This window comes from Brasilonema sp. UFV-L1 (assembly GCF_012912105.1).
In the GTDB taxonomy this organism is placed as follows: domain Bacteria; phylum Cyanobacteriota; class Cyanobacteriia; order Cyanobacteriales; family Nostocaceae; genus Brasilonema.
The window spans coordinates 69959-78111 of record NZ_QMEA01000068.1 but is presented as its reverse complement, the minus strand read 5'-3'; the positions used below and the strand labels follow the sequence as shown (position 1 = coordinate 78111).

Genomic DNA, 8153 nt, shown 5'->3' with positions numbered 1-8153 from the left:
GGGGCTTTAGACCCACTTTTTCGGTAACGGATAGAGAGGAACTTCTCAGGTGTTAGTTGTGCCACTTAAGGTTTCAAACAAAAGTCAATTCAACGGCAATTCAGAAAGTGAATCTGATAGTTACCTGGTGCAACAATGTCTTCGTGGCGACTCCGAAAGCTTTCGTCAGCTTTACCGTCGCCATCAGCAACGGGTGAGATCAATTCTCTATCAACTGTGCGATCCATCTTGTCTGGATGATTTGGTGCAGGAGGTGTTTCTGAGAGCTTGGAAAGGTTTGCCTAAGTTTCGAGGAACGGCAAAATTCTCCACCTGGCTTTATCGAATTGCTTGGAATGTGGCTTGTGATCAGCGACACTCAACAATTCAAAATCGAACTCAATTGCAGAATCTTACTGAAAAGACTCCTATTCAACAAGATGCCCCGGATTTAATGGATTTACACTATCAAGACTTAGTGCAGCGGGGACTCGCAAGCTTAAGCTTTGACCATTGCACGATTTTGGTTTTGCATGACTTAGAGGAAGTGCCTCAAAAAGAGGTAGCGCAAATCTTGGACATTCCTTTGGGAACAGTCAAGTCACGCTTATTCCACGCCCGTGCTGCTATGCGTCAATTTCTTCAGCAACAAGGAGTGCAATTATGAGTGAGTTTCCAAATGATGACAAAGACCTAATTCATTTTCTGCGTCAACATCGCACTCAAATCCCGCCTGCATCACCAGATTTAGAAAAGCGGATTTTACAGGATGTACAAGCTTCACCCATGCAAGTTTTGCGCCCCAGCTCACGGCTTTGGTTGGTTCCAGGCGTGATCGCAGCTTCTTTAGTGGCTGCTGTAGTTGGCTACCGTGCTTTAGCACCTACTCAACCAAGTGCGGCTGAAGTTGCCAGTTTAGAAACATTCATTGAAAGCAATTGGCAATGCATAATTAATGTCAGTCCAGAACGGGATAGATTTTTTTAACCCGACTCAATGATCGATTAATCTACACAACTTGTTATTCAAACACTAACAGATAAGAGAGATAAATTCTATGTTGCTCCGTCGTACTTTCATCATTGCAGCTACGATCATGACCCTTGGTGGTAGTATTGCCTTTGTCAAGCCAAATTTACTGTCATCTCACGTCGTAGCCCAAAACCCGACACCTTCCCCTCGTCAACAACGTGGTAAATCTGGGTGGCTGAAGGATTTGAACCTGACACCCCAGCAGATGGAACAAATTAAAACGATTCGTACTCAATCCAAAGACCAAATTGCTCAAAAAAGACAGGCACTTCGTCAAGCACAGGAGGAATTGAAAGCTCTGATGGCAGGGACAGCTTCTAAAGACCAACTGCGCGATAAATATAACCAACTCAGAGCGCTCAGACAGGAACTTGCTGATGTTCAGTTTAACAATACACTTGCCATTCGAGAAGTTTTAAACCCAGAACAACGGCAGAAGTTTGCTGAGCAAATGTACAAGAAACGATAGTAAATCAACCTCCAAAGCAAAACGAGATTGACAAGATAGGCAAAATATGGTGTTGCAGCTTTTAGGAAGGAAAGACGTGAACGCTACCCTTTGATTTAGGCGATCGCAAAGGAGCAACAGACGCAATCATGCATATCGCTAATCACCAAGAGCTTGGAAAGACGGCTAACATGTATAGCTGGGCTACCTGACTTCAAACTCAGGCAAATCTTCCTCAATAGGCGTTGCTGATTTGAAGTATGAATTCAGTTTTGTCATGCTGAATGTAGCGGAGCGAAATGAAGCATCTGCAAGATTTTTCGCTTCACTAGTTCCTAAGAGGAACCGCTACGCTGCGTTACGCTGCCCGGAGGGCACGCTGCGCTAACAAAATGACAATTCATATCCTGATTCAGCAACGCCCCTCAATACATTTGCATTCCATTAGACAAGATTGCAAAAATGCTTGAATTGTCATGTTGAGCGGAGCGAAACATCTGGCGGAGATTCTATGTCTTTCAGACACGCTGCGCTAACGCTACACTGCGTTTCGCGACTAATGACATTCACGTTTTTTGACTTTTGCAAGAAGTCTATTGAGTCGCTGCGGGTTAAGCATGGTAAACTTCCGCCTGGATGAGGATTGCCCTTTTCATCCAATAAACCACAAAAGATGAATACTTGCTGTGTTACCAATGCTTACGATGCACAGCTCAATTAGACATTTTGAAACGACTGGTTCTAATTTGTTCAAACAAACTACAAACTCAAAGGCGTAGCAAACAAACCTGTGCTTACCACGCCTTTGATCAAATTAAATCAGAGTGAATTTGGTACTATGCAACCGTTTGAGCCGGGTAGGAGGATGGGAAACTAGTTTCCCAATTAGTACTACCAGTTTTAGCGAGTGCAACAGACTCTTCTAAGTTTGTACCATTCATCCGCCAAATAGCTGTTTCGTCAGTACCATAGTTGCGCCAGAGAATGTCAATCTTACCATCATCTGTAAAGTCTGCCACACCTTCGACTTCCCAGCGAGTATCCGCAACTGAAGTCAGTGAGATAGAGTCTTTTTGGGTAGTACCATCCATCTGCCAAACAGAGTTCTCACCTGTGCGGTAGTTGCGCCAAAGGATATCGACTTTGCCATCACCTGTAAAGTCTGCTTGAGCGACAATATCCCAACCAGTATCCGTAACTGTGGTTAGCGCGGTGGAGGACTCTTTGAAGGTAGTACCATCGAGCTGCCAAATAGCATTCTCGCCAGTACGGTTATTGCGCCAGAGAATTTCATCTTTGCCATCGCCTGTAAAGTCTGCTAGACCTTTGATTTGCCAAGCAGTATCTGTAACTGTGGTCAGCAAGGTAGACTGTTTGAGAACAGTTCCATCCATTTCCCAGATTGAATTTTCACCTGTGCGGCTGTTGCGCCACAAGATGTCTGTTTTGCCATCACCTGTAAAATCGGTCTGACCTTTGATTTCCCACGCCAGATCAGTGACTGTGGTCGTTAAGGTTGCCTGTTTAAAGGTGGTACCATCCATTTCCCAGATGCTATTCTCGCCAGTACTAGAGTGCCGCCACAAGACATCTGTTTTGCCATCACCTGTAAAGTCTGCTTGACCTTGAATTTCCCAGGCAGGGTTGAAGGTTTTAGGAAGTGCAATTGACTCTTCTAATGTGGTACCATTTAATTTCCAGACGGCAGTTTCATCAGTACGAGAATTCCGCCAAAAAATATCCGGTTTACCATCACCACTCAAATCAAATTTGGAAGTCTTAGAAGTCGTTGAAGCATCAGTCAAGGTAAGAGTGACGCTCCCAGTCAGTTTTAGAGTTGGGTCACCTGTTGAGCCACCATACTCTACGATATAACCTTTAACGCTATATTCTTGATTGGTCAGATTGTCGTTGGAAAGATCATTCCATTTACCCTGTGCTGTTTGACCAATACTGGAGTTACCAATGACGTGACCGTAGTCTTCCTGGTCAAAAAGGTTGTTTGGCTCACCAGAATTCCAGTTGTTGTATTGACCAGTAACAGCGCTACCATTTTCATTTCCATTCCAAAACAGGGTTCCAGCCTCTGGTCCTGTTACCCAACGCCACTCCCCTTCGGTAACAGAATCGCTGGCTCCGATCCAGCCGTTTCCTTCAACTTTGCCCTGGATAAAGTTTTGTTCTGTTGAAGATGTGATAGTTGCCAGGTAACCTTGAAGTCCAAGGTAGTTACGACCAGAAGCTGCAGACTGAGCATCCGTCCAGCTAATATTTTCAGCAGAGACAAACTCGTAGAAGTGGTTGTTGTCTGCACTTGCTAAGGTCGTTCCCAAAGTAAATTCGATGCTACGTGCTGTTGTAGTGGGAGAACTACTGCTATTACTGTAGGTAACTTGGCGTAGCGCCTTCTGGTAAGTTTCGTTGGTACCTGTACCAGTTATGCTTAAAACTCCAGTAGTTGTGTTATAATTCCAGGTTAGACCTTCAACAGTGCCACTAGTACCCTCTTGTCCAGCAATGCCAAGACGATCTTCACTCGACTTAAAGTTAGAGTTGATAATGACTGATGCACCATTTAGGGTGCCATTCTCGGTGTCAGAAATGCTCAAATTGGAGGCAACAACTTTGGCGCTGCCAGCAGTATAGTTAGTTGTCCCAGAAACATTTAAAGACTGTACCATGGCTCATCCTCTGTGTAATAATAAAGTGTTTTCGCAAAGATTTGAGGTCCACTACTCAACTATATGGTTATGTAGAAGACCGTTAGTTGTAGATGCTACTCATAAGCCAGCTATAACATAGCCTCAACTATTGTATAAACTAATACTTGAAATAGCAACTTGCTTCATCATAAGATTAAATAAAGTATGAGAAATTACATAAAAAATTAAACAGAGTATGAGATACTTGGTCATAAACGATGGCATGTGTCGAACAGCGACTTTTCACAACAGAAAGTATATTGAGTTAAGTACAACAAGATTTGTCTCAACAACTCAGCGGACGCTACGGAACCACTCAACGATTCCATCGGCTATGACTTTTGCCAACTTCTTTTGTTCCTGAGAATTTGTCACCCACTCAAATTCGTTAGGATTACTCATAAAACCTAATTCCAGCAACACTGACGGCGCACTTGCTGGACGTGTCAGTGCTAAATTATCCCAGAATACACCATAGGATGGTCGTCCTAATTTGGTAACAATATACTTTTGCATGAAGACTGCAAAGCTGTGAACTTGGGGATGATACCAAAAGGTTGCTACTCCTTTGGTGTTTTCGGCATCGCCTGCATCTGGTAAGGAATTGTAATGTATGGAAATAGCGATCGCCGGTTCTTCCTTATCAATCATTGCCACACGATCGTTTAGCGACACTTCCTTATCATCTTCTCGTGTCATCACCACTGTCGCGCCTCGCTTCAACAACTCATCACGCACTAACTTAGAAACTACGAGATTGACATCTTTTTCTAAGTAACCTGTTGGTCCGGCTGCGCCAGATTCCTTACCTCCATGTCCTGGATCGAGTAAAATCTTAATACCAGATAACAGCTGTTGCTTTTTGAATAATCTCCCTCTTTCACCGCCGCTAGCAGAGGAGATGAAGGGAGAGTGACGTAAAGACAGCACCAGACTCGTACCGTCGTATCTTAGCTTATACCCCCACTGTTGAGCTTTTTTCAAGTTAAAGATGTACTGTACTCCTCCTTGTCCTCCTTCTAAAGTCGGTGGTAATTGTTGCCAATCTAAGCGAGAAATCAGAGGGTCATCATCTAAGCGAATAATATCAGTCTGAGCAGTGGTGTGATGAAGAGTCAAAGTAAAAGTTTGCTCACCCTGCAGCACACTCACAGGAACAGGAACTTGCAGCGGAAAAACCATCTCTGTCACACCAGGCAGTTTACGATAGCCAACACTACGGATAATTGTCTGTGGAGGAATTGCTTTTGGTAAAGTGCGGGTTTCTTTACGATTGATCCAAGCGCCATAGTCTAAACGTAACCACTCACCTTCGTGTTCTGTCACTGCTGCACGTGTGCCTTTAGGTAGAGGCGTGAGTCTAGAATAATCTGTACTAGGACCGGTGCGAGCAACACCAGAATCTGCTATAACTTCCACAACTTCCAACTGTGCAGGTGAAAGGATAGTGATTTTTCCAGTTCCTGGCTGAGTGATTGTTTTGCCATTCAGCGTGAGTTGAAATTCTGGTTTACCTAAATCTACATTTTTGCGATCGTTATCGACAGTAGCACCAGAGGCGATGTTATTGCGATACGAAAGCAGAGAACTAAACTGAGAAACTGTTGTACAGCCCTGATACTTACCTGCGTTAGTCTGGGTGGAAGGTTGGTTTTGCCCTGTTAAGGCGGCAGAATTTGCTGGGAGTTGTGCTTGTTGAGGTTGGGGAAAAAGGGAAACAGTTTGATTTGCTAACTTTACAGAAACAGTCGCATTCGGTGCGGCGATCGCACTAAAACAGATTTGTGCTCCTGGAAGTTTGGCAACATCCACCGCTGGTGTGAGAGAATCTTTAGCAAAGGCTAATCCTTGTGGGATTTCCGGTTGAGTAGAAACCCTTGTCACCTGAATCTGGATTTCTTGATTTTGGTAGCGGACAGTAAAAAGATTTTCTCCCAGCTGCAAAGGGAAACTTGGGGCAAAATGACCAGATTTACTACGGGTTATTGGTTTACCATTGACGAGAACTTCTCCATTTGGTGGTGCTGTGCCAATAAAGAATATTTTTTGTGAAGTTGTTTGGTAGTTTGTTTTAGGAAAAACAACCATTAGGGATTGTTTTTGAGCCAAAGTGACAGAGGGGGTAGCGAACAAGCTGAATAATACTAATCCTAAAAGTAATTTCACGTCAAAATATCAAAATAGAAGAAGAATTGACAAAAACAGGACAGCTAAGCACCCCAAAGCTCAAATTCACGCATTCAAAATTTTGAATTCCCCAAAGAGGGTGACTGTGGCACAATGACGGGGTGTATTGTTAGAAGTTGCGCGAAATGAAAAATACTATGACTAAGTTTGTATTTGTAACTGGCGGTGTTGTTTCTAGTATTGGTAAGGGAATTGTAGCAGCAAGTCTGGGACGATTGCTCAAGTCAAGAAATTATTCGGTATCAATTCTCAAACTTGATCCATATATTAATGTCGATCCAGGAACAATGAGTCCTTTTCAGCATGGTGAAGTCTTTGTGACTCAAGATGGTGCTGAGACAGACTTGGATTTGGGACATTACGAACGTTTCACTGATACTTCCATGTCGCGCTTGAACAGTGTGACAACTGGTTCAATTTACCAAGCCGTCATTAATAAAGAGCGTCGTGGTGATTATAATGGCGGCACAGTCCAAGTTATTCCCCACATCACAAATGAAATTAAAGAACGGATTATGAGGGTTGCAAAAGATACGAATCCTGATGTCGTTATTACAGAGATAGGTGGTACAGTGGGGGATATTGAATCATTACCCTTTATGGAAGCAATTCGTCAATTCCGTAAAGATGTCGGGCGGCAAAATGTGTTGTACATGCACGTTACTTTGATACCCTGGATTGCTTCAGCGGGTGAGATGAAAACGAAACCAACACAGCACTCAGTCAAAGAACTCAGATCTATTGGTATTCAACCAGATATTTTAATTTGTCGGTGCGATCGCCCACTGCCAAGATCTTTAAAAAACAAATTATCAGAATTTTGCGATGTACCTGTAGAATGCGTCATCCCATCTCAAGATGCCAAGAGTATCTATGAAGTTCCGCTGAATTTAGAACGAGAAGGACTAGCACAGCAAACACTAGAATTGCTGAACATGGAACAACATCAACCTAATTTAGCGCAGTGGCAAACACTCGTAGAAAAATTGTACAGTCCCACTCATCGAGTAGAAATTGCGATTGTAGGTAAGTACGTACAGCTGAGTGATGCTTATCTTTCAGTCGTGGAAGCCCTGCGTCATGCAGCAATTGCAATGAGTAGCGAACTGCACCTGCGTTGGGTAAACTCAGAAAACTTAGAAACCGAAGATGTTGAAACCTATCTAAAAAGTGTGAATGGCATAGTTGTCCCAGGAGGTTTTGGCATTCGAGGAGTAGATGGTAAGATTGGTGCAATTAGATATGCTCGAGAATGCCAAATCCCATTCTTAGGTTTATGTTTAGGAATGCAATGTTCAGTCATTGAATGGGGACGCAACGTAGCAGGATTAAAAGATGCTAACAGTGTTGAATTTGAACCTCATACCGAAAATCCAGTCATTAATTTGTTGCCAGAACAACAAGATGTCATTGATTTAGGCGGGACAATGCGCTTAGGTTTATATCCTTGTCGCTTGCTTCCTAACTCTCTGGCTTTCAAACTTTACCAAGAAGAAGTGATTTATGAACGTCATCGACATCGTTACGAGTTCAACAACACTTACCGCAATATGTTTGTAGAATCAGGTTATGTCATTAGTGGGACTTCTCCCGATGGACGCTTAGTAGAAATTATTGAATTTTCTAACCACCCCTTCTTTATTGCTTGCCAATTTCATCCAGAATTTCAATCAAGTCCCAGCGCATCTCATCCTTTATTTAAAGGTTTTATCGAAGCTGCGATTGCTCGTTCTTATCCTTCGTCTCAAGCACAAATAGCAGCACAAATATCTTAAATACTCATAAGTCATTAGTCATTAGTACCG

The 8153-nt window shown here is 43.1% G+C and carries 6 protein-coding genes; 4 read left to right on the top strand and 2 right to left on the bottom strand.

The window, feature by feature from the left end:
- The first annotated feature begins 58 nt into the window (after nt 1-58).
- From DP117_RS19990 to DP117_RS19980, 3 genes are all read left to right on the top strand, one after another.
- A complete protein-coding gene (locus DP117_RS19990; RefSeq protein WP_339381332.1) occupies nt 59-646 on the top strand; it encodes a sigma-70 family RNA polymerase sigma factor in 588 nt (195 codons plus the stop codon).
- Nucleotides 643-966 carry a hypothetical protein gene (locus DP117_RS19985; RefSeq protein WP_169220007.1) on the top strand — a complete coding sequence of 108 codons (324 nt, stop codon included), beginning with the start codon at nt 643-645 and terminating at the stop codon, nt 964-966. Before DP117_RS19990 ends, DP117_RS19985 begins: the two co-directional genes overlap by 4 nt.
- Nucleotides 967-1036: 70 nt before the next feature.
- Nucleotides 1037-1480, top strand: coding sequence for a Spy/CpxP family protein refolding chaperone (locus DP117_RS19980; protein WP_169220006.1), 444 nt, complete (start codon nt 1037-1039; stop codon nt 1478-1480).
- Nucleotides 1481-2295: 815 nt separating this feature from the next.
- Here DP117_RS19980 and DP117_RS19975 read toward each other — a convergent pair.
- Together DP117_RS19975 and DP117_RS19970 are read right to left on the bottom strand one after the other, a co-directional pair.
- Entirely contained in the window at nt 2296-4140 is a 1845-nt protein-coding gene (locus tag DP117_RS19975) for an FG-GAP-like repeat-containing protein (RefSeq protein WP_169220005.1), read from the bottom strand.
- A gap of 315 nt (nt 4141-4455) precedes the next feature.
- Complete coding sequence (locus tag DP117_RS19970) at nt 4456-6327, bottom strand: N-acetylmuramoyl-L-alanine amidase (RefSeq protein ID WP_169220004.1); 1872 nt, start codon at nt 6325-6327, stop codon at nt 4456-4458.
- A gap of 158 nt (nt 6328-6485) precedes the next feature.
- On the opposite strand from DP117_RS19970, the gene DP117_RS19965 reads away from it, so the two are divergent.
- Nucleotides 6486-8123 carry a CTP synthase gene (locus DP117_RS19965; protein ID WP_169220003.1) on the top strand — a complete coding sequence of 546 codons (1638 nt, stop codon included), beginning with the start codon at nt 6486-6488 and terminating at the stop codon, nt 8121-8123.
- Nucleotides 8124-8153: the final 30 nt, after the last annotated feature.